Genomic DNA, 20,113 nt, shown 5'->3' with positions numbered 1-20,113 from the left:
GCTGTATGCACGGTCGCGCCCATCGCCTGTTACGGTATTTCGACCTGGGGCATGCGGCGTTGCAGGATGCCCGTGCGGGAGTTCAGGTAGGCCGTGCCGCGATGCTTGTCGTAATAGCGGGGGTTGGGCAGCATGGCGGCCAGGCGCGCTGCCTGGGCCGTGCCCAGCCGCGCCGCGCTGGTGTTGAAATAATGCTGGGAAGCCGCCTCGGCGCCGAAGACGCCCACGCCCCATTCGGCGATATTCAAATAGAGTTCCAGGATGCGCTGCTTGGTCATGACCCGTTCGATCATGAACGTGAGGATCAGCTCCTGGCCCTTGCGCAGATAGGTGCGCGACCCCGACAGGAACAGGTTCTTGGCCAGCTGCTGGGTAATGGTCGACCCGCCGCGCATCTTGGCGCGTCCCAGTTCCGCCTGCTTCTGGTTGTATTCCCAGGCCTTGCGCATGGCTTCCCATTCGACGCCGTCGTGTTCGAGGAAATTGGCATCCTCGGACCCCACCACGGCGCGCTTGAGGTTGGCGCTGATCCGGTCATAGTCGGCCCAGGTGAATTTCAGCGTGGCGCGCGGGTCGTCCTTGCGCAGTTCGGCCAGCTGTTCGCGCATGACCGCACTGCTGCCCGGGTTATGGTGGGCATACCAGACCACCATGCAAAACAGCCACAGCTCGTACAGGATCGCGAGGCACAGCAGGGCCATTAGCGACGCCAGGATGATGCGCTTGATGGTCCAGTGGCCGGTTGCGGGGCGGCGCGTCGCCATGCGTGTTCAGCGAGCCGGGGCGGCGAGGGCCGCGCGCAGGGTTTGCAGTACCGGCTCCGGATCGGGGCGCACGTTGTGCCAGATGTAGAAGCTTTCGGCGGCCTGGCCCACCAGCATGCCCAGGCCGTCGGCGCACTGCGCGGCGCCGTCGGCGGCAGCCTGCCGCATATAGGCAGTCGGCTGGGCGCCGTACATCATGTCGTAGGCCAGCGCGCCGGGCGCATACAGGCCGGCGGGCAGGTCGGGCGGCGCGTCGGACAGGCTGCTGGAAGTGGCATTGATGACGACGTCCCAGGGGCCGCCCAACGCCGCTTCGTCCAGGCCGCCCGCGCTGACGGCCGGGCTGGTCGACCCGCTGGCACGCAGCCAGTCGCTGGCTAGCTCGCGCGCACGGTCGGCGGTGCGGTTGACGATGTGCAGGCGGGCGCAGCCGGCCAGCGCCAGGGGTTGCAGCACGCCGCGCGCGGCGCCGCCGGCCCCCAGCAGCAGCAGGCGGGCACCCTGCAGGTCCGCGCCGAGGCGGCGCAGGTCCTGTACCAGGCCGACGCCATCGGTATTGCACCCATGGAGCGTGCCATCGCGTTGCCACAGCGTGTTGACCGCGCCGGCCAGGCGGGCGCGGTCGCTCAGGTTGGCCGCGGCCAGCTGCCAGGCTTCCTGCTTGAAGGGCACGGTCACATTCAGGCCGCGTCCGCCCTGGGCAAAGAAATCCCGCACGGCGGCGGTGAACCCGTCCAGCGGCGCCGGTAGCAGACCGTACTCCAGGTCGATGCCGGTCTGTCGCGCGAACAGGGCATGGATCTGCGGCGAGCGGCTGTGCGCCACCGGATTGCCGATGACGGCGTAGCGGCCGGGTTGGGAGGACGGGGCGATCATGGCGCGTGGGTTTCCAAGGTGTCGTTGACGAAGTTCCAGGTGCGCGTGATGGCCAGGACATCGGTGTCACGGGCGATCTCGGGCGGGAACGGCGGGAACGGCGCGGACAATTGCACGATGCGGCGTGCCGCCTGGTTGAGCACCGCCTGCGGCGAGGGATTGTCGATCTCGACATCCGCCACGCTGCCGTCCGCGCGCACATAGACTGTCATGCGCAGCGAGCCATAGATCTTGCCGCGCGCTTCATCGGGATAGTACTGGGTGCCTATGGTTTCGACCCGGTTGCGCCAGGCGTCCAGGTAGGGCGCGAAACGCGAGGCTTCCGCCGCGGGCGCCACGAAGGCGCGGCGCGGTTTTTTGTTGTAGGCCTGCACGCGCTGGGACAGCGCCGCCACCTGGGCGTTCTGCAGCACGCTGTCCTGGTCGAGGTCATCGCGGCCCGGCGCGGCCGGCTGCCGCGTGGGTTCGCCCTGCTGGTGGGCAGGGCCGGCCTGCGTCCGCGCCATCAATTGGGTCAGCAATTGCTGCTGTTCGGCTTCCAGTTCCGTCTGCCGCTTGCGCATGGCTTCCAGCACGATGGCGTTGGGCGCGTCGCCCGATTGCGGCAGCGGCGATTGCGCCATGCCCTTGTCCGCATCGCCGCCCCCCTCGACATTGGCCTGGGCGCGCGCGTCGGCATGCGCCGGCGCGTTCTCCGTGCGCGTATTGACCAGGATGACTTCCAGCGACTCGGCGGGCGGATGCGAGGGGCGCGGCGGCGCGAACCGCAACGCCAGCGCGAGCGCGTGGATGAAAAGCGAGATCGCCAATCCGATCCACAGGTAATGCTGCGCCCGCGCGCTCAGCCAGCGCGCGGATCGGGTCAGGGAGGAGGAGGGCAGAGTCTGTTGCACGCGGGCATTTTAGGCCCGTTTTGCGGATTTACGGACCGCTGCCCGCCGGGCCGGCGTCCTCCCCGCCTATTTCGATGCTTGCGGGAATACCCAGACTTGCGATGCCGGCAGCGCCAGGCGGCAGGTCCCGGACGAGCGGCTTTCGTGGCCGTAGGCGCGCAGGGCCATGGCGTTCACCGACTCGTCGCCAGGGGTCCGGAAAAGATACTCCCAGCGGTCGCCCAGGTACATCCCGGTCATCAGCTGCATGTCCAGATGATTGCCTTCCGGGTCATCGGCCAGGCGCACCTGTTCCACCCGGATGACGGCGGTCGCGTCCTGGCCGACGCTCAACCCCTCCGCGGCCTTGCCCCATAGTTTCCAGCCCTGTCCTTCGATACGCGCCTGGCCGTCGCGGACTTCGGCGACGCGGCCGTTCATGCGGTTGTTGCTGCCCATGAACTCGGCGCAGAACAGCGTCCGCGGCGCGCCGTACATCTGCTGAGGCGTGCCCTGCTGCTCGATACGGCCGTTGTTCAGCAGCAGGATGCGGTCGGAAATCGCCAGCGCCTCGCTCTGGTCGTGCGTCACCATCAGCGCGGACAGGCCCAGGCGCACGATCAGCTCGCGCAGGAACGCGCGCGCTTCCTCGCGCAGCTTGGCGTCCAGGTTGGACAGCGGTTCATCCAGCAGGATGACCGGCGGGTTGTAGACCAGCGCGCGGCCGATCGCCACGCGCTGCTGCTGGCCGCCCGACAATTGGTGCGGGTGGCGGGCCGCCAGATGCCCCAACCCCAGCTGGTCCAGCACTTCCTGCACGCGCTGGCGCGTTTCCGCGGCCGGCGTGCGGCGCAGTTGCAGGGGGTAGGCCACGTTGTCGTAGACGGTCTTGTGGGGCCACAGCGCATAGGACTGGAACACCAGGCCCAGGTTGCGGTCCTCGGCCGGCACTTCGCCCTTCGCGCCGTCGAATACCACGCGTTCGCCTATGGTGATCCTGCCGCGCTTGGCCGCCTCCAGGCCGGCCACCGCGCGCAGCAGCGTGGTCTTGCCGCTGCCCGACGGTCCCAGCAGCGAGACCACCTCGCCCTGGCGCAGGTCCATCGATACGCCCTTGAGCACCGGCACGTCGCCGTAGTCCAGGTGCAGGTCTTCCACCGAAAGTTCAATCATGAAGTTTCACTCCGAATCGCAGGGCGATGCCCAGGCCGAGGACGACCAGTACGATATTGATGAAGGACAGCGCGGCCACGATATCGATGGCGCCGGTCGCCCACAGCGACACCAGCATCGATCCTATGGTCTCCGTGCCCGGCGACAGCAGGTAGACGCCGGTGGAGTATTCGCGCTCGAAAATCAGGAACATCAGCAGCCATGCGCCGACCAGGCCGTGCCGCGCCAGCGGCACCGTGACGTGCCGCGTGACCTGGCCGCGCCGGGCGCCCGAGCTGCGCGCCGCTTCTTCCAGTTCCGGGCCGACCTGCAGCAGGGTCGAGGAGATCAGCCGCAGGCCATAGGCCATCCAGACGACGGTGTAGGCCACCCAGACGCTGAAGATGGTGCTGCGGACGCCGCGTAGCCATTCGACCAGGTTTTCGCGCAGCCATTCGGCATAAGGCAGGGCCGACAGGACGCCGCCTTCGTCCAGGGCGTTGTCCAGCCAGAGCGGCACGAACAGGAACACCCACAGGAAGGCCAGGCCGGCAAGCAGGCCGGGCACGGCCCGCGGCACCAGCACGCTGTAGTCGAGAAAGCGGGTGACGCCGTCCTGGCGCCGGTGCATGGCCAGGCCGATGAAGCCATAGCAAATCACCGCCAGCGCGCCGCCGATCACGCCGATCGCCACCGAATTGACGATGGCGCGTATGAGGTTGGGCGAGGCGAACACGGCGCGGAACGCTTCGAGCGACAGCACGTCCACCAGCCTGACGCCCATGCCCCAGTTGGACACGAACGCGCGCAGCAGCACGCCCACCAGCGGCACGACGACCGTCACCAGCAGCCATGCGGCCACCACGGCGCCCGCCGCCCAGCGCCACTTGCCCAGCGGCAGCGGCCGCGCGCGCGAGGCCTTGCCCTTCATCGTGACGAAGCGGTTGGCGGTGCGCATCAGGCGGCGTTGCAGGGCGACCAGGGGAATGGTCATGCAGATCAGAACGACCGTCACCGCCGCCATGAGGTGGTACGAGGGCACCCCCAGCTTGTTGGTCAGCTTGTACAGATAGGTCGCCAGCACCAGGTTGCCTTCCGGGTCGCCCAGCACCAGCACCAGGCCGAAGACTTCCAGGCCCAGGAAGAACAGCAGCACGCTGGCGTAGAGCAGCGCCGGCCGCACCATGGGCAGGCTGACGGACATCATCACGCGCAGCGGGGACGCGCCCGTGATGCGGGCGGCTTCCTCCACGTCCGAACCCATGCTGCGCAGGGCGGAGGAGATGTAGAGGTAGGCGTGCGGCACGTGGGTCAGGCCGGCGATGATGACGATGCTGGTCATGGAATAGATATTCCACGGCACGAAACCCAGCAGGTCCTGCGTCCATTTCGAGAAGAAGCCCACCGGGCCCGCGGCCACCACGTAGCCGAAGCCGAGCACCATGGGCGAGACGAACACGGGGACCAGGATCAAGGGCTCGATCCAGCGGCGTCCCGGCAGGTCGGTGCGTATCATCAGGAAGGCCAGCATGCCGCCCAGCGGCACGGCGATGATGAACAGGCCGAACGCCAGGACAAGGCCGCTGATCAGGGCCTTGTAGAAATCGGGGTCGTCGAAGATGAAGCGAAAGGCGTCCAGGCTGACGGTCTTGGACGGCATGAAGAACGGCGCCGACAGAAAGCTCTGGTAGATGATCAGCGACAGCGGCACGTAGATGGCCAGCGCGGTGATCGTTACCGTTACGCCGCGCGGCAGTGACTGCCATTTGGAGCGCAATGACTGCATGGTGGAAATCCTGAGAAAAGGCCGGCGAGGACCTGTCATCCGGCGGACCGTCCTGCCAGGACGGCCCGGGCTCGCGGCCTGCCCGCGCAATCCGCGGGCAGGGACGGGCTGGCGGCGTCGCCGGCCAGTCCCGCCGCTTCGCTACCGGTTACTTGCCGGCCGCGGCGCGCCAGTCCTTGATGAACTCCAGGCGCTTCTTCTGCTCGAGGTAGTCGAGCAGGGTTTCGTTGACCGGGATGGGCTTGAGCGCGTTGCCCAGCTTCTTGGTCATGCCGTCGACGTCGTTGTCGCCCGGGATGTCGTCGCGGATGGACGCCATGTCGGCCTGGTTGGCGACGATGTCCTGGCCCTTCTGCGACAGCAGGAAGTCCTGCCACAGCTTGGCGGCGTTGCGATGCTTGGACTTCTTGGCGATGAAGGACACGCGCGACAGCACCAGGGTGTAGTCGGTGGGGTAGACGATGCCGATGGAGGAATCGGTCTTGGCGCGCGCCTCGGCATAGGAGCCGAGAATGTTGTAGCCGATCAGGTTCTCGCCCGAGGATACGCGCTCCATCATGGTGCCGGTCGAGGACTGGACCACCAGGCCACCCTTGGCGGTTTCGCGCAGCGTGTCGAAATACTTGCTGTCGTTGGCCTTGTCCTGGACCGCCAGCATGAAGCCCACGGCGGACTTTTCGATGTCGTAGGTGGTGACCTTGTTCTTGAACTTGTCAGTCTGGGACGAGACCAGCTTGGCCAACGCGGCGTGGGTGCTGGGCACGTCGGCCTGGGCGATCAGGCGCTTGTTGTAGATGAAGACCGCCGGCTCGTACGTCGTGCCGTAGGCGGAATCCTTCCACACGGCCCAGGACGGCAGCTTGCCGGCTTCCGGCGACTTGTACTGCAGAGCATAGTCGGTCGCCAGCTTCAGGGCCGAGTCCATCGACGAGCTCCACACCACGTCGCCGCTGTTGCCGCCCGCTGCCTGTTCGCTGATGAAGCGGTTGTACAGCTCGGTGCTGTTCATGTCGTTGTATTCGACCTTGACGCCGGGGTAGGCGGCTTCGAAGCCCTTGATGATGGGGCCGGCGGCCTTGGTGTCGGTGGTCGAGTAGATCACCACGGTGCCTTCCTTCTTGGCGCCGTCGATGATCTTTTGATAGTCGGCGGGGTAGCCGGCGGGCACCTGGGCCAGGGCGCTGGCGGAGGCAAGGGCAAAGGCGGCGGCGCAGGCGGCCGCGAGGCGGGACTGGGCAAGCATGACTGTCTCTCCGGTATTGGAATTGTTCGAGGCGACGGTTCGGGTCGTCTGGCGGCATCTTAGGTTTGCAATACTGTCGTCGTCCTGTCATGGCCCTGTCCCGGGATGACAGATAACAGTTGCCCTGCCTTGCCTACCGGTCCCCGTGGTCCTACTCGGCGGTTCCCGTTGCCGCCCTGGCCGGTGCGCGTGGCGCCGGTTCGTCCCCGGGCGGCGTCTCGCCCACCAGGCGGACCCAGTTGCGGATGAAGCGCGCGTGGCGCTGGCGGTCCAGGCCGGTCAGCAGGCCCGGCCCCATCGCCACCGGCTGCACGACGCCCGGCGAGTGGGTCAGCACGGCGTCGGCCGTCCACGGACCGGGCGTGCCCGCGATGAGCGATCCCAGTCCCGCCTTGCTGGCGGCGGCGGCCTGTCCCGCCGGCGACAGCAGCCAGTCCACCAGCGCACGGGCCAGCGCGGGCTGGCGGGTGTGGCGCGCGATCAGCACGGAACGCGTCAGCACCAGTTCATAGTCGTGCGGGTAGATCACGCCGATATGCCCGCCGTCGGCCTGCCGTGCCAGCGCTTGCGAGCCCAGCACGTTGTAGCCCAGGTCCAGGTCGTCGCGCTCGATGGCGTCCAGGATCTCCCGGCCGCAGGCGACGCGGCGAACGCCCGCGCGGCCCAGTGCGTCGGCCAGGCCCCAGAAGTCGGACGAGACCTGCTCGTCCTGTTCCGCCAGCAGGTAGCCCACGCTGCTGCGCGTCAGGTCGTAGGTGCCGACGCGGCCATGCAAGGCCGCGCCCTCGCTCTCGAGCAGGCGCAGCAGCGCCTGGTGCGACCGCGGCGCCGTGGCGTCGGTATAGCGGCGCGGGTTGTAGACCATCACCACCGGCTCCAGGGTAAAGCCGAACACTTCATTGCGCCATGTCGCCCAATCCGGCATGCCCGCCGTGCGCGGCGTGTCGTAGCGCAATGCATAGCCGTCGTTGGCGAGTCGTACCTGCAGGTCGGTCGCCGGGCTCATCAGGACATCCACATCGGGCAGGCGTCCCGAGGACGCGGCTTCATAAAGGGCGCTGCTGCCCATCTCCAGGTAGTTGACGGCGACGCCCGGGTTCGCGTTCTGGAAGGAAAGTATCAGGCCGCTCATCGTGGCCGTGTCCGTGGTGCCCGCGATGGTCAGCAGCGGATCGCCCTGGGTGGGCGTGGGATAGTGCGTGGTGGTGGGTTCCGTGGCGCAGTCCTCGGCTTGCGCGGGGGAAGGCGCCGAAACGGCGGACAGCAGCCCCGTCATGACGGCGGCCAGCACGGCCGCCGATTTCCGGTAGGTCGGCTTGATGCGCGGCAGGATCACCTTGGCCGCGAGGCCGCCGCCCGGGCGGTTTTGCAGCCACAGCGAGCCGCCGTGCGCTTGCGCCACCATGCGTACGATGGCCAACCCAAGGCCGGACCCCGGTTGTTGCGCGCCGCTGCTGCCGCGTTGGAAGCGCTCCTGGACCCGCTCGATCTCGTCATCCGGGATGCCCGGACCGTGGTCGTTGACGGTGATGGCCACGCGCAGGGCCGACACGGGCGTGACACGCAGTTCGATGGGGCCTTCCGGGGCATAGCGCAAGGCGTTGTCGACGAGATTGCGCAGCATCTCGCGCAGGGCCACGCGATCGCCGGTAACGCGGGCGCGCCGCACTTCGGGTGCGATGAAGATGCGCAGCCGCGCGGCTTCCAGCGGCCCGATATGGTTGCGCGTGTCATTGACGATTTCGGCGATGCCGACGCTGGCGGTGCCGCGCATGCCCAGGCGGTGGGTGATCGTCGCGTCCATCAACAGCTGGCTCACCAGCTGGCTGGCGAGCGTGGCGTTCTGGTGTATGCGCGTCACCCGCTCGTGCAGGCGTTGCGGATCCGTTTCTTCCATCGCAACCTCGGCCTGCGCGCGCAGCGACGCCAACGGCGTGCGGACCTGGTGCGCGGCGTCCGCCACCAGGGTATTGATGTTGCGCATGGCATTTTCCAGGCGCGGCATGACGCCGTTCAGCGCTTGCGCCAGGCGCGTCACCTCGCGCGGCGCGGGCATGTCCAGGGGCCGCAGGTCGTCGGGCTCGCGGCGGCTCAGTTCCTGTTCCATCGCGGCCAGGGGCGCGAACGCGCGGCGCAGGCCGAACCATAGCAAGGCCAGCGCCAGCGGCGCGATCACCAGCAGCGGCGTGACGCCGCGCCGCCAGATCTCCGAGGTCAAGGCATTGCGCGCGTCACGGGTTTCGGCCACGCGTATGGTGACCCAGCCCGCATGCGGGCCCGCGCTCACCAAACGGCCCACCGTCGCGACGCGCACGGGTTCGTCGCGATAGTCGATATCGTCGAACCTGGGAGCGGCCGACCTGGCGGGCGGCAAGGCCCACGCCAGGTCGTCATAGCCGGTGATCGCCTTGCCGTCCGGGCCGCGCGCCGTGTAGAAAACGCGGTCCATGCCGGACAGCATGGCCAGCGCGGCATGAGGCGGTTCGACCTCGATGCCGTCTTCGGCGATGCGTACCGAGCCCGCGATGGTCAGCGCGGAAGCGGCCAGAAGACGGTCGAAAGCCCGGTCCGCGGCGCGGCGCGCATCGTGGTGCAGGAACAGTGCCAGGCCGATGGCGGTGCAGCCCAGCAGCAGGAGACCCGCCCCGAAAATACGCCCGAATATGGAAAACCGGGGCTCGGAATCGCGCGCCGCGATCAAGTTGCGACGCTCTCGCTGATACGCGCCTGGTAGCCCACGCCGCGCACCGTGACGATATCGACCGATGACGCCGCCAGCTTCTTGCGCAGGCGCGAGATCAGCAGTTCCAGGGCGTTCAGCGAAACGTCGTCCAGGTCGAACAGCTGGCTCATCAGCCTTTCCTTTGCCACGGTGCTGCCCTGGCGGCTGAGCAGGATCTCCAGCAGGCGGAATTCGCGCCGTCCAAGGTCCAGCGGCATGCCGTTCATGAGTGCGGTGCGGCCGGCCAGGTCCAGGGCCAGGTTGCCGTAGGTGGCCAGGCTGGTGGTGCGGCCGGCGGGCCGACGCATCAGGGCGCGCAGGCGGGCTTCCAGCTCGCGCAGGTCGAAGGGCTTGACCAGGTAGTCGTCGGCGCCCAGGTCCAGCATGTCGATCTTGTCCTCGATCTCGGAGCGCGCCGTGACCACCAGCACGGGCGCTTCCAGGCCGTTGCCGCGCAGTTCGCGGATGACGTCGAAACCGCTCTTGCCAGGCAGCATGATGTCCAGGACCAATGCGTCCCAGGTTTCATGACGGGCCCATTGCAAGGCGGTCTCGCCATCGCGCACCCACTGGACGCTGTGTCCCGCATTGCGCAGTTTGCTTTCGACCGCATCGCCCAGGTCGAGATTGTCTTCGACGAGCAGAATGCGCATGGATATCCCCTCCCCGTCGGCGCCGCGGCGCGCCCGCGTTCTTTTGCTTGTCTTCGTCCTGCCGGCGGCATCGCGCCGGACGCATCGATGATAGCGTACCGGCGGATGCGCGATCCACCCAGGCTCAGGCCGCCGCTTCGTCCGGCGGCGCCGCTACGCCAACGTAGCGGCACTCGGCTTCCAGCGCCAGTTCGTCGGCGCCAAGAATGTCGATGGTCACTTGCGCGCCGCGCTCCAGGGCCGGCAGGTTGCCCACGCGCACCACCAGCGGGGCGTTGTTCAGGCGCACCAGGTCATCGCGCAGCACGCTGGCCGTGGTGCGGGTGACATTGTGCTGCTTGAGCCAGCGCAGGCACCAGTAGCGTTCCATCGAATTCTGGAAATCCGCCCAGGTGGCGTACTGGGCGTCGAAGGCGCCGATGATGGCGAACAGGTCCGCGTCCTTGGGCTTGAAGGGCGCAACCAGGCGCGCCGAGACGCCATTGTCGACCGCGGCGATGAGCTGCCATTGGTTGACCAGGTCCACATAGCGGCGCAGCGGCGAGGTGCTCCACGCATATTGCGGCACGCCGATCGCTTCGTGCGGCAACGGCTGGGTGCTCATGCGCACGCGCCCCGCCTGTTGCGAGCGGTAGATGCCCGGCACCCCGTGCTGGGCCAGCAAGGCGCCCCACAGGTTGTTGGCCAGGATCATGAATTCCGCCACCATGCGGTCCAGTGGCGCGTTACGCTGGCGCGGCACCAGGCGTACCGGGGTATCCGGATCGTCGGCCGGGCCGTCCAGGTAGAAGCTGTACTCGACGCGGCTGTTGTTTTCCGGCTTGCCGCGGACTTCCTCGCGGCGGGCGCTCAGCGCCAGCGCCGTGCGCCACAGCGGGCGCAGCCAATGTGCATAGGGCAGGGGCGCTTGCGGATCGGCCAGGGCGGCTTCGGTGATTTCGCCATCCAGCATGTTGTGGCGAAGGTTCTCGCGCACCACGATGCGTTCGACGCGGCTGTTCGACTCGACGACCTCGCCGGTCGACGGATTGATCGTCGCGTACAGCGACAGCGCGGGGACTTCGCGCCCGGCATCCAGCGAAAACGCCTGGATGACGGCGTCCGGCTGCATGGGAATCTTGTCGCCGGGCATGTAGACGGTGGACAGGCGCGCGCGCGCCAGGGCGTCGAGTTCGCTGCCCCGCGTCACGGTCAGGCCCGGGGCGGCCACGTGCACGCCGACGCGGACCAGGCCGTCTTTCAGCTCGGTGACCGACAGCGCATCGTCGATCTCCGTGGTGGTGACGTCGTCGACCGAATAGATTTCCGCGTCGGCCAGCGGCAGTTCGCGGTCCAGCGCAGGGACGACAACGTCGGGAAAGCCCGTGCCGCGCGGGAAATTGACGGCCAGGAAGCGGCGCAGGTGCAGGGCCAGCGCGTGGGGCCACGCGCCCAGCTCCAGCAGCAGGCGGTCGGGCGTCTTCTGCAGGCGGGCGCAAGCCGCGTCCAGCGCCTTCCATTGCTGGCTGTTCTTGTCGGGCCGGATCAACAGGCTTTCGGCGGCCTCGCGGATTTCGTCCGGCAGCTTGCCCGCGGCCATGTCGTCAACCCAGTGCGCTTGCTGTTCGGCCTGCAAGCGTTTCTTCTCGATGGCCGCCAGGGCAGCGGCCAGGATGTCGGGCGGCGCCGGGCGGTAGCGCCCCTTGCCGCGCCGGTGGAAGTACGCCGGCGCGCCGTGCAGGCGGATCAACAGGGCCGCCTGTTCCACGGGCGAGGGCGCGTGGCCGTAGTAGTCGGCCGCCAGCGCGGGCGTGTCGAACTCTTCCTGCGGCGCGCATTCCCACAGGAACTGGAGGTCGATGTCGGCGGCCGCCGTCTCGGCCTGGCGCAGCAGCTCGGTGGGCTCCGGCTTGTCGAAGGTGAACAGCGTGTTGGCCCGCTTGATCTTGCTGCGCTTGCCGGAGTCGGCTTCGACCTGAAGGCTGGCGTCCGTTTCGGACAGGATGCGGCCGGCTTTGAAAGCGCCGTCGTCTTCGTAAAACACGTGCATGGTGAGGGTCTGTCTGAGAGCGCGGCCCGCGAGCGGCCGCGCGCAAATGCTGGGTTCTTGTCAGGCGCCGGGCGCGCGGGTCCGGCGTGGTTATCTATATATGTATATATATGTGCAGGTATCGTTATCCTGGCCTCGGCATGGCACGCGCCGAGGGCGGCTATGAGTGTCCATCCTGCAGTGCGAATTCCAGGACTTCGGGCAGATATTTCTCGAAATCGGAAATGCCGTGATCGCTGCCCGCGATGATCCGTTGCCGGCAGCCAGCGTAAAAGTCACGCATTTCCTGCCAATCGAGCACTTCGTCCCCGGTGGCGGCCACGAGGAAATAGCGCTCGGGCCGGGTCGGCCGCGAGACCTGGATCGCGGCGAGTTCCGCCACGTAGCCGGGCTGGAACTCGAACGGCTCGCCCGAATGATACATAGTCTGCGCCCCGACCTGGGTGGCGAGATCGCGCGGCGCGCGCACGGCCGGATTGAGCAGCACGGCGCGGCAGTCCAGTTGCTCCGCCAGCCAGCCGGCGTAATAGCCGCCCAGCGAGGATCCGATGATCGTCAGCGCGCGCGGACTGGCATCCCCCCGCGCCCGCGCGCGGGCCAGCAGTTCTTGCGCCAGCGATGACGCCAGCGCGATCGCCGCCCGCGGGCTGGCGGGCAGTTGCGGGCAGCGCCAATCGTCGGCGAGGCCGCGGCTGGCCATGGCCTGCGCCATCAGGCGCGCCTTGAACGACGACGGCGAGGATCGGAAACCGTGGAGATAGAGGATCATTGTTTTTCCCGGTGCGGGGCTGCGTTCGCCAGCGCATCGAGCAATTTGCCGTGCACGCCGCCGAAGCCACCGTTGCTCATGACCAGGATGTGGTCGCCGGGGCGGGCGGCCTGGGTAACGGCGCGCACGAGTTCGTCCAGGTCGTCATGGCTGGTGGCGCGCTCGCCCAGCGGGGCCAGAACCGTGGCCGGGTCCCAGCCCAGCGCATGCTTGCCGCTGCTGGCGCCGAAGCAGAACACCAGGTCGGCATCCTCCAGCGCCGCCGGCAGGCGCTCGGCCATGGTGCCCAGCTTCATGGTGTTCGAGCGCGGCTCCAGCACCGCCAGGATGCGGGCGGCGCCGACCTGGCGGCGCAGCCCTTCCAGGGTGGTCGCGATCGCGGTGGGGTGATGGGCGAAATCGTCATAGACCTTGATGCCCTGGACGGCGCCGCGCAACTCCATGCGGCGCTTGACGCCGCCGAAGGCGGACAGCGCGGCGACGCCGGTGGCCGCCGGCACGCCCACGTGGTCGGCAGCCGCCAGGGCCGCCAGGGCATTCGCGCGGTTGTGCGATCCCGTCAACTCCCAGCGGACGCGGCCGACGGCGCGGCCTTCGTGCCGCACCTCGAAGCTGCCGTCGCCGTCGGGGTCACCTGCCGCCCATGGGGCGCCACCGCCGAAGCGCACGGTCGGCGTCCAGCAGCCCTTCGCCAGCACGCGGTCCAGCGCGCCGTCGGCTTGTGGCAGCACGATGCGGCCGCGGGCGGGTATGGTGCGCACCAGATGATGGAATTGGGTCTCGATGGCGGCCAGATCGGGGAAGATATCGGCGTGGTCGTATTCCAGGTTATTCAGGATGGCGGTGCGTGGCCGGTAATGGACGAACTTGGACCGTTTATCGAAGAAGGCGGTGTCGTATTCGTCCGCCTCGATGACGAACCAGGGAACTTGCGGGTCGAAGCGCGCCGAGACCTTGAGGTCGCGCGCCACGCCGCCGATCAGGAAATTAGGCCTCAGGCCGGCGTACTCCAGGATCCAGGCCAGCATGGAGCTGGTGGTGGTCTTGCCGTGGGTGCCGGCCACCGCCAGCACATGCCGGCCGGCGAGGACATGTTCACACAGCCACTGCGGGCCGGAGACATAGGGAGCGCCCGACTCCAGGATGGCTTCCATCAAGGGATTGCCGCGGGTGACGACATTGCCGATGACATAGAGGTCGGGTTCGAGCGACAGCTGGTCCGCGCCATAGCCTTCCGTCAGGGCGATGCCCTGTTCTTCCAGCTGGGTGCTCATGGGGGGGTAGACGCCGGTATCGCAGCCGGTGACGGTGTGGCCGGCGGCGCGCGCCACCAGCGCCAGGCCGCCCATGAAAGTGCCGCAGATGCCGAGAATGTGCAGGTGCATGACGTATTTCTCCTGTCGGCATTGTAGAGGGTGGCGTCGGCAGGGCCATCGGCATGGCCGCGTCGCGGTTCGCGGCAGGTGCCAGCGGAGCCGGTAATGGGTAATATCACGGGCATGGACAGACGCACCTTTCTTTTGCGCACCCTGACGCTCGCGGGCAGTGCGTGGCTGGCCCGCTACATGCCCGCCGCGCTGGCGGCCGATGCCGGCACCCATACACGGGACCTGCTGACGCGGGAATTCCCCGGCCTCGATGGAGCCTCCCACCGGGTGGGCGACTGGAAGGGCAGGCCGGTGTTGATCAATTTCTGGGCAACGTGGTGCGCGCCATGCGTCAAGGAGATGCCGGCGCTGGATGCGTTGAGCAAAGCACACCCTGAAGCGCGCTTCGTCGGCATCGGGGTGGATACTGCCGATAATATGCGCAGATTTGTCTCCAAAGTTCCCGTTTCATACCCCTTGTTGGTAGCCGGTCCGGCAGCCATAGATCTTATGCGCGGGCTGGGGAATGCGCCGGGGGGCTTGCCATTTACAGTGCTTTTAGACAAAGATGGCGGAATTAGCCACAAGGTTCTGGGCACGGTGAAGGAAGATGACATCAGCGCCCGGTTGAAATCGCTGGGTGCATGATTCGACCTGTTTCCGGCATGGACAAATAAGGCGAATTGTCGTAAAAAGCTGCCTTATTGATGGTTTTCGCGGCAGATTAACCTGCCTGCAGTCCCGGCGTCCTTGTGGCGCCGTATTTGTAAGTACTCCACCGTACTCCACATTCAGTACTTCAATATTTATCAATCACTGGGTCCTGGCGCGACCGGATGCCTGCCGGTAGCAGGTGTCGGACGGCGCGCGAGGACCGGAAAGCAGCAATGGCGCAAAGCATACTGGTCTTGCACGGCCCGAATCTGAATCTGTTGGGCACCCGTGAGCCGGGAATCTACGGCAGCCTCACGTTGGCTCAGATCAATGACAACCTGGTGGCCCTCGCGGGGGAGCTGGGTGTCAAGCTGCAGCATTGGCAAGGCAACCACGAAGGCGATCTGGTCGATCGCATCCAGGCGGCGCGCCAGGACGGCACGGATTTCATCGTCATCAACGCGGCCGCCTATACGCACACCAGCGTGGCCGTACGCGACGCATTGGCCGCGGTTTCGATCCCTTTTGTTGAAGTACATTTGTCCAACTTGTATAAGCGCGAGCCTTTCCGGCATCACTCCTATTTGTCGGATCTGGCCGTAGGACTTATTTCTGGCCTGGGCGCGGACGGCTACGAAGCCGCTCTGCGGTATGCGGCGCGGCATTGAACCGCGACTTTTCCAGGCTTTTCATCTCCACCTAAGCGTACGGCACCCACCATTTACCACGGGCGCATGCCGTCAAAACACCGGGAAGCAGCTTCATGGACCTCCGAAAACTTAAAACCCTGATCGACCTGGTGGCCGAATCGGGCATTGCCGAACTTGAAATCACCGAGGGTGAGGGCAAGGTTCGCATCGTCAAGTTCTCCCAGACCCTGCAGCCCGTGGCGTACCACGCCCCCGAAGCCTATGCGGCTGCCGCCCCGGCTGCCCAGGCCCCCGCGGCTGCCGCGCCCGCCGCGGCGCCGGCCGCGCCGGTGGTGCAAGGTCACGCGGTGAAGGCGCCCATGGTCGGCACCTTCTACCGTTCGCCCAATCCGGGCGCCGCGCCGTTCGTCGACGTCGGCCAGACGGTCAAGGAAGGCGATCCGCTGTGCATCATCGAAGCGATGAAGCTGCTCAACGAGATCGAGGCCGACAAGTCCGGCGTCATCAAGGAAATCCTGGTCGAGAACGGTGAACCCGTCGAATACGGCCAACCCCTGTTCGTCATCGGCTGATAGCGATAGCTTCCATGTTCGAAAAAATCCTGATCGCCAATCGTGGCGAGATCGCGCTGCGCATTCAACGCGCTTGCCGCGAGCTGGGCATCAAAACCGTGGTCGTGCACTCCGAGGCCGACCGCGAGGCCAAGTATGTCCGGCTGGCTGACGAGTCCGTTTGCATCGGCCCGGCGCCCTCGCGCGAAAGCTACCTGAATATGCCGGCCATCATTTCGGCGGCCGAAGTCACCGACGCCGAGGCGATCCACCCCGGCTACGGCTTCCTGTCCGAAAATGCCGACTTTGCCGACCGCGTGGAAAAGAGCGGCTTCGTCTTCATCGGCCCGCGGCCGGACTCCATCCGCCTGATGGGCGACAAGGTCAGCGCCAAGCGCGCCATGATCGAGGCAGGCGTCCCGGTGGTGCCCGGCTCGGAAGGCGCCTTGCCCGACAATCCGCAAGAGATCATGCGAATTGCGCGCGAGGTCGGCTACCCGGTCATCATCAAGGCCGCTGGCGGCGGCGGTGGCCGTGGCATGCGCGTGGTCTATACCGAGGCGGCGTTGATCAACGCGGTCACGATGACCCGCTCGGAAGCCGGCGCGGCCTTCAACAATCCGGAAGTCTATATGGAGAAGTTCCTCGAGAACCCTCGCCATGTGGAAATCCAGGTGTTGGCCGATGGCGGCCGCAACGCCGTCTGGCTGGGCGAGCGCGACTGCTCCATGCAGCGCCGCCACCAGAAGGTCATCGAAGAGGCGCCCGCGCCCGGCATCGCCCGCCGCTTGATCGAGCGCATCGGCGACCGCTGCGCCGACGCCTGCCGCAAGATCGGCTACCGTGGCGCCGGCACGTTCGAGTTCCTGTACGAAAACGGCGAGTTCTACTTCATCGAGATGAACACCCGCATCCAGGTGGAGCATCCGGTGACCGAGCTGATCACCGGCATCGACCTGGTGCAGCAGCAGATCCGCATCGCCGCCGGCGAGAAGTTCACGCTGCGGCAGCGCGATGTCCAGTTCAAGGGGCATGCCCTGGAATGCCGCATCAATGCCGAGGATCCGTTCCGTTTCGTGCCCAGCCCCGGACGCATCACGAACTGGCACACCCCGGGCGGCCCGGGCGTGCGCATCGATTCCCATGCTTTCAACGGCTATTTCGTTCCGCCCAACTACGACTCGATGATCGCCAAGGTCATCACGTATGGCGACGATCGCGAACAGGCCCTGGCCCGCATGCGCATCGCCCTGTCGGAGATGGTGGTCGAAGGCATTTCCACCAATATCCCCTTGCACCGCGAGTTGCTGCAGGACGCCCGCTTCATCGAAGGCGGCACCAGCATCCACTACCTGGAGCACAAGCTTTCGCAACGTCCCTGAGCGCTGCAATTACAATCAGGGCCTGAGAGGCCCTGTTTTTTGGGGGCAGCAAGCGGCGTCAACCGCCCGGCGTGGTTTTTTATTGGCGGGGCTGGTACAAGACGGTCTGTCGCCCGGAGAGGCGGGCGCCGGCGCAGCGGCCAGGCGCCGGCCCGTCGTCTTGGATGGCCGGTTGCCGTGGGGTGCGGCACGCTGCGTGCCGCCTCCTCAAGTATTCAAGACGGAAGATCATCATGCGTGAGCTCGTGCTCCAATGCCCCGAGGCGCAGGCGGAAGCCCTGTCCGACGAATTGCTGGCCGCCGGCGTGCTGTCGGTATCGGTGGAAGACGCCGACCGGGACACCGACCAGGAGCAGCCCTTGTTCGGCGAGCCCGGGACGGAGCCCGACGTCCACGCCTGGGAGCGCAACCAGGTCGTGGCCCTGCTGCCGGACGGCGCCGATCCCGCGCAGATCGTCGAGGAAGTCCTGGGCATCCTCGGCGAAGACTACGCCGGTGCGCTGGCAAACTGGTCCCTGCGCGACGTGCCCGACGCGGATTGGGTGCGCCTGACGCAAGCGCAGTTCGGGCCCATCCATATCGCCGATCGTATCTGGATCGTCCCCAGTTGGCATCGTGACGATCCCGCCGTGCCTGGCATGGACCAGGCGCCGGATGCCGGTGGCGGCATCCATATCGAACTTGATCCCGGCCTGGCTTTCGGCACGGGTAGCCATCCCACCACGCATCTTTGCCTGGCGTGGCTGGAAGCGGCGTTGCCGCGCGACGCCACGGTGCTGGATTACGGTTGTGGTTCGGGCATCCTCGCCATCGCCGCGCGCAAGCTCGGGGCAGGTCCTACTGTGGCGGTGGACATCGACGAGCAGGCGGTGCTCGCGACGCTGGAGAATGCCCGCGTCAATCATGTCGATCTGCAAGCCATGCTGCCGGATGCCATGCCTGACGGCGTGAGCGATGTCGTGGTGGCCAACATCCTGTCCAATCCGCTGAAGGTGCTGGCGCCCTTGCTCAGCAGCCGGGTCGCGCCGGGAGGCTCGCTGGTGCTGTCTGGCGTCCTGGAACGGCAGGCGGAGGAGGTGTGCGCGGTCTATGCCAAGTATCTGCCCATGTCGGTGTGGCGCACGCTGGATGGCTGGGTTTGCCTGCATGGCCGCCGGGCCTGACAGCCGCTGAAGCGGAGCTTGCGCCATGGCCCTGACCACACGTTGCCCTCACTGCGGTACGGCCTTCAAGGTCGTCGCGGACCAACTGCGGGTGCGTAACGGGCTGGTGCGTTGCGGGGTGTGCACGCGGGTGTTCGATGGCTATGAGGCCATCGTCGATGAGGAGATGCCGACACTGGCCCCTCCATCGACGGCGGCGCCCACGTCCATGCCAACGCCCACGCCACCCGCGCCAGCCGCAGCGCCTGCGCCCGCCACGCATCCCGCGCCACCGTGGGATACGCGGCCCGCGCCACCCGTGCCTTGTCCCTCGCCGGCACCGGCCCGCGACGACATCTCCGACGCACATCTGTGGACACGCGAGCCGACCCTGCCGGGCCGGGCCCCGATGCCGACGGACGCGGGCATTTCCACATCCAAGCCGATACCGACGCCGGAGTCCAGGCCAACCCCCACGCCCACGTCCGCTCCCGGTCGGGACGACATCTCCGACGCCCACCTGTGGGCCAACGAGCCGACCCTGCCGGCGCAGCCTCCGGCGGTGCTGCGCGGCCGCTCGGACACCTGGCGCCAGGAGCCGACGTTCATCTCCCGCGACGCGCCGGAAGATGACGACGAGCCGCTCGATGATGACGACGATGTCGGGGGCGCCAGCTCCGGCGCCCAGCCTGTCGACGACCCGCAGGTGATACGCCATCGCCGTCCGATCTACGTCGACCCCGTGGACGATCAATACGATGATGACCTGCACGGCCACCCCGTCGAGGAAGATGGCCGTCTCGAACCCGACGACCACGCCGTCCCCCGCGATGGCGTGTACATCTATCCGGCGCGCGACCACCGCGCCGACGACGAAGAAGAGCCCGGCAATTTCCCATACATCCCGGTAAGGGGCGACGCACGCACCCGCTACGACGATGACGTCGATACCGGCATGGCGCCGCCGGTCTTCATGGACGAATCACGGCTGCGCCGCGCCGCCCTGGTCCGCCGCCTGTGGGCGGTGGGCTGCCTGCTGGCCCTGTGCGTGCTGGGCCTCCAGTGGGTCTACGTTTATCGGTCCGCGGTGGCCAGCACCGTGCCGGCGCTGCGTCCGGCCTTGCAGGCCGCATGCGGAGCGCTGGGATGCGAGGTCGGCTACGCGCGCCGGCTGGAGCGCATTTCCATCACGGCATCGTCCTTGCAGCCGCCCGCGGGCGCGGCCGCGACCGATGACGGCACGACGCGGCTGGTTCTCAGCGTGACCCTGCGTAATCGCTACGACAAGGCCCAGCCCTGGCCGGCGCTGGTGCTGGAGCTGACAGACCTGTCCGATACCGTGGTGGTGCGCAAGGTGTTGCGGCCCGAGGATTACCTCCCCGCCGATGCGAGCAGCGCCTTCCCCGCCGGCGGCGAACAAAGCCTGAGTGTCCCGTTGCGCGTCGCCGGCGCACAGGTCAACGGCTACCAACTCGACAAATTCTTTCCCTGATCTCTCCCC

Annotated in this window: 17 protein-coding genes; 6 read left to right on the top strand and 11 right to left on the bottom strand. The window is 67.2% G+C overall.

Annotated features, from left to right (window positions below):
- Positions 1-29 precede the first annotated feature (29 nt).
- The 11 genes from mtgA to mpl form a co-directional block, all read right to left on the bottom strand.
- Positions 30-764 (bottom strand): monofunctional biosynthetic peptidoglycan transglycosylase, encoded by a 735-nt coding sequence (mtgA, locus tag C7R54_RS24805; protein ID WP_129153416.1) that lies wholly within the window; start codon positions 762-764, stop codon positions 30-32.
- 6 nt (positions 765-770) lie between these two features.
- Entirely contained in the window at positions 771-1,640 is an 870-nt protein-coding gene (gene aroE, locus C7R54_RS24800; RefSeq protein ID WP_129153414.1) for a shikimate dehydrogenase, read from the bottom strand.
- Positions 1,637-2,533: a TonB family protein gene (locus C7R54_RS24795; RefSeq protein WP_129153412.1), complete on the bottom strand. Its 897-nt coding sequence runs from the start codon at positions 2,531-2,533 to the stop codon at positions 1,637-1,639. The genes aroE and C7R54_RS24795 overlap by 4 nt, the downstream gene beginning before the upstream one ends.
- Positions 2,534-2,599: 66 nt before the next feature.
- Positions 2,600-3,685 (bottom strand): ABC transporter ATP-binding protein, encoded by a 1,086-nt coding sequence (locus C7R54_RS24790; RefSeq protein ID WP_129153410.1) that lies wholly within the window; start codon positions 3,683-3,685, stop codon positions 2,600-2,602.
- A complete protein-coding gene (locus tag C7R54_RS24785) occupies positions 3,678-5,450 on the bottom strand; it encodes an ABC transporter permease (protein WP_129153408.1) in 1,773 nt (590 codons plus the stop codon). The genes C7R54_RS24790 and C7R54_RS24785 overlap by 8 nt, the downstream gene beginning before the upstream one ends.
- A 148-nt stretch (positions 5,451-5,598) precedes the next feature.
- Complete coding sequence (locus C7R54_RS24780; RefSeq protein WP_129153406.1) at positions 5,599-6,693, bottom strand: ABC transporter substrate-binding protein; 1,095 nt, start codon at positions 6,691-6,693, stop codon at positions 5,599-5,601.
- A 151-nt stretch (positions 6,694-6,844) separates the two neighbouring features.
- A complete protein-coding gene (locus C7R54_RS24775) occupies positions 6,845-9,394 on the bottom strand; it encodes a sensor histidine kinase (RefSeq protein ID WP_240039699.1) in 2,550 nt (849 codons plus the stop codon).
- Positions 9,391-10,068: a response regulator transcription factor gene (locus C7R54_RS24770; RefSeq protein ID WP_129153404.1), complete on the bottom strand. Its 678-nt coding sequence runs from the start codon at positions 10,066-10,068 to the stop codon at positions 9,391-9,393. The genes C7R54_RS24775 and C7R54_RS24770 overlap by 4 nt, the downstream gene beginning before the upstream one ends.
- Positions 10,069-10,192: 124 nt before the next feature.
- On the bottom strand, positions 10,193-12,097 hold the full coding sequence (locus C7R54_RS24765) for a ribonuclease catalytic domain-containing protein (RefSeq protein ID WP_129153402.1): 1,905 nt from the start codon (positions 12,095-12,097) through the stop codon (positions 10,193-10,195).
- A gap of 160 nt (positions 12,098-12,257) precedes the next feature.
- Positions 12,258-12,866, bottom strand: coding sequence for a YqiA/YcfP family alpha/beta fold hydrolase (locus C7R54_RS24760; protein WP_129153400.1), 609 nt, complete (start codon positions 12,864-12,866; stop codon positions 12,258-12,260).
- Complete coding sequence (gene mpl, locus C7R54_RS24755; protein WP_129153398.1) at positions 12,863-14,251, bottom strand: UDP-N-acetylmuramate:L-alanyl-gamma-D-glutamyl-meso-diaminopimelate ligase; 1,389 nt, start codon at positions 14,249-14,251, stop codon at positions 12,863-12,865. The genes C7R54_RS24760 and mpl overlap by 4 nt, the downstream gene beginning before the upstream one ends.
- A 114-nt stretch (positions 14,252-14,365) precedes the next feature.
- Here mpl and C7R54_RS24750 point away from each other — a divergent pair, with 114 nt between their 5' ends.
- From C7R54_RS24750 to C7R54_RS24725, 6 genes are all read left to right on the top strand, one after another.
- On the top strand, positions 14,366-14,881 hold the full coding sequence (locus C7R54_RS24750) for a TlpA family protein disulfide reductase (RefSeq protein WP_377815481.1): 516 nt from the start codon (positions 14,366-14,368) through the stop codon (positions 14,879-14,881).
- A gap of 239 nt (positions 14,882-15,120) precedes the next feature.
- Positions 15,121-15,555: a type II 3-dehydroquinate dehydratase gene (gene aroQ, locus C7R54_RS24745; RefSeq protein WP_129153394.1), complete on the top strand. Its 435-nt coding sequence runs from the start codon at positions 15,121-15,123 to the stop codon at positions 15,553-15,555.
- Positions 15,556-15,650: 95 nt separating this feature from the next.
- The gene (gene accB / locus C7R54_RS24740; protein WP_129153392.1) at positions 15,651-16,109 is read left to right on the top strand and encodes an acetyl-CoA carboxylase biotin carboxyl carrier protein; all 459 of its coding nucleotides are present in this window, start codon (positions 15,651-15,653) and stop codon (positions 16,107-16,109) included.
- Positions 16,110-16,123: 14 nt separating this feature from the next.
- Positions 16,124-17,470, top strand: a complete 1,347-nt coding sequence (gene accC / locus C7R54_RS24735; RefSeq protein ID WP_129153390.1) for an acetyl-CoA carboxylase biotin carboxylase subunit — start codon at positions 16,124-16,126, stop codon at positions 17,468-17,470.
- Positions 17,471-17,703: 233 nt separating this feature from the next.
- The gene (prmA, locus tag C7R54_RS24730) at positions 17,704-18,633 is read left to right on the top strand and encodes a 50S ribosomal protein L11 methyltransferase (protein ID WP_129153386.1); all 930 of its coding nucleotides are present in this window, start codon (positions 17,704-17,706) and stop codon (positions 18,631-18,633) included.
- 25 nt (positions 18,634-18,658) lie between these two features.
- The gene (locus C7R54_RS24725; RefSeq protein ID WP_129153384.1) at positions 18,659-20,104 is read left to right on the top strand and encodes a DUF3426 domain-containing protein; all 1,446 of its coding nucleotides are present in this window, start codon (positions 18,659-18,661) and stop codon (positions 20,102-20,104) included.
- Positions 20,105-20,113 lie beyond the last annotated feature (9 nt).

Source organism: Achromobacter aloeverae, assembly GCF_004121055.1.
GTDB lineage: Bacteria > Pseudomonadota > Gammaproteobacteria > Burkholderiales > Burkholderiaceae_B > Bordetella_C > Bordetella_C aloeverae.
Note: the sequence above shows the minus strand (reverse complement) of the source record. Positions and strands in the feature narration are given on the sequence as shown.

Coding starts and splice junctions, on each gene's coding strand:
- mtgA (WP_129153416.1), bottom strand. CDS start 764: ATGGCGACGCGCCGCCCCGCAACCGGCCACTGGACCATCAAGCGCATC.
- aroE (WP_129153414.1), bottom strand. CDS start 1,640: ATGATCGCCCCGTCCTCCCAACCCGGCCGCTACGCCGTCATCGGCAAT.
- C7R54_RS24790 (WP_129153410.1), bottom strand. CDS start 3,685: ATGATTGAACTTTCGGTGGAAGACCTGCACCTGGACTACGGCGACGTG.
- C7R54_RS24785 (WP_129153408.1), bottom strand. CDS start 5,450: ATGCAGTCATTGCGCTCCAAATGGCAGTCACTGCCGCGCGGCGTAACG.
- C7R54_RS24780 (WP_129153406.1), bottom strand. CDS start 6,693: ATGCTTGCCCAGTCCCGCCTCGCGGCCGCCTGCGCCGCCGCCTTTGCC.
- C7R54_RS24770 (WP_129153404.1), bottom strand. CDS start 10,068: ATGCGCATTCTGCTCGTCGAAGACAATCTCGACCTGGGCGATGCGGTC.
- C7R54_RS24765 (WP_129153402.1), bottom strand. CDS start 12,097: ATGCACGTGTTTTACGAAGACGACGGCGCTTTCAAAGCCGGCCGCATC.
- C7R54_RS24760 (WP_129153400.1), bottom strand. CDS start 12,866: ATGATCCTCTATCTCCACGGTTTCCGATCCTCGCCGTCGTCGTTCAAG.
- mpl (WP_129153398.1), bottom strand. CDS start 14,251: ATGCACCTGCACATTCTCGGCATCTGCGGCACTTTCATGGGCGGCCTG.
- C7R54_RS24750 (WP_377815481.1), top strand. CDS start 14,366: ATGGACAGACGCACCTTTCTTTTGCGCACCCTGACGCTCGCGGGCAGT.
- aroQ (WP_129153394.1), top strand. CDS start 15,121: ATGGCGCAAAGCATACTGGTCTTGCACGGCCCGAATCTGAATCTGTTG.
- accB (WP_129153392.1), top strand. CDS start 15,651: ATGGACCTCCGAAAACTTAAAACCCTGATCGACCTGGTGGCCGAATCG.
- accC (WP_129153390.1), top strand. CDS start 16,124: ATGTTCGAAAAAATCCTGATCGCCAATCGTGGCGAGATCGCGCTGCGC.
- prmA (WP_129153386.1), top strand. CDS start 17,704: ATGCGTGAGCTCGTGCTCCAATGCCCCGAGGCGCAGGCGGAAGCCCTG.
- C7R54_RS24725 (WP_129153384.1), top strand. CDS start 18,659: ATGGCCCTGACCACACGTTGCCCTCACTGCGGTACGGCCTTCAAGGTC.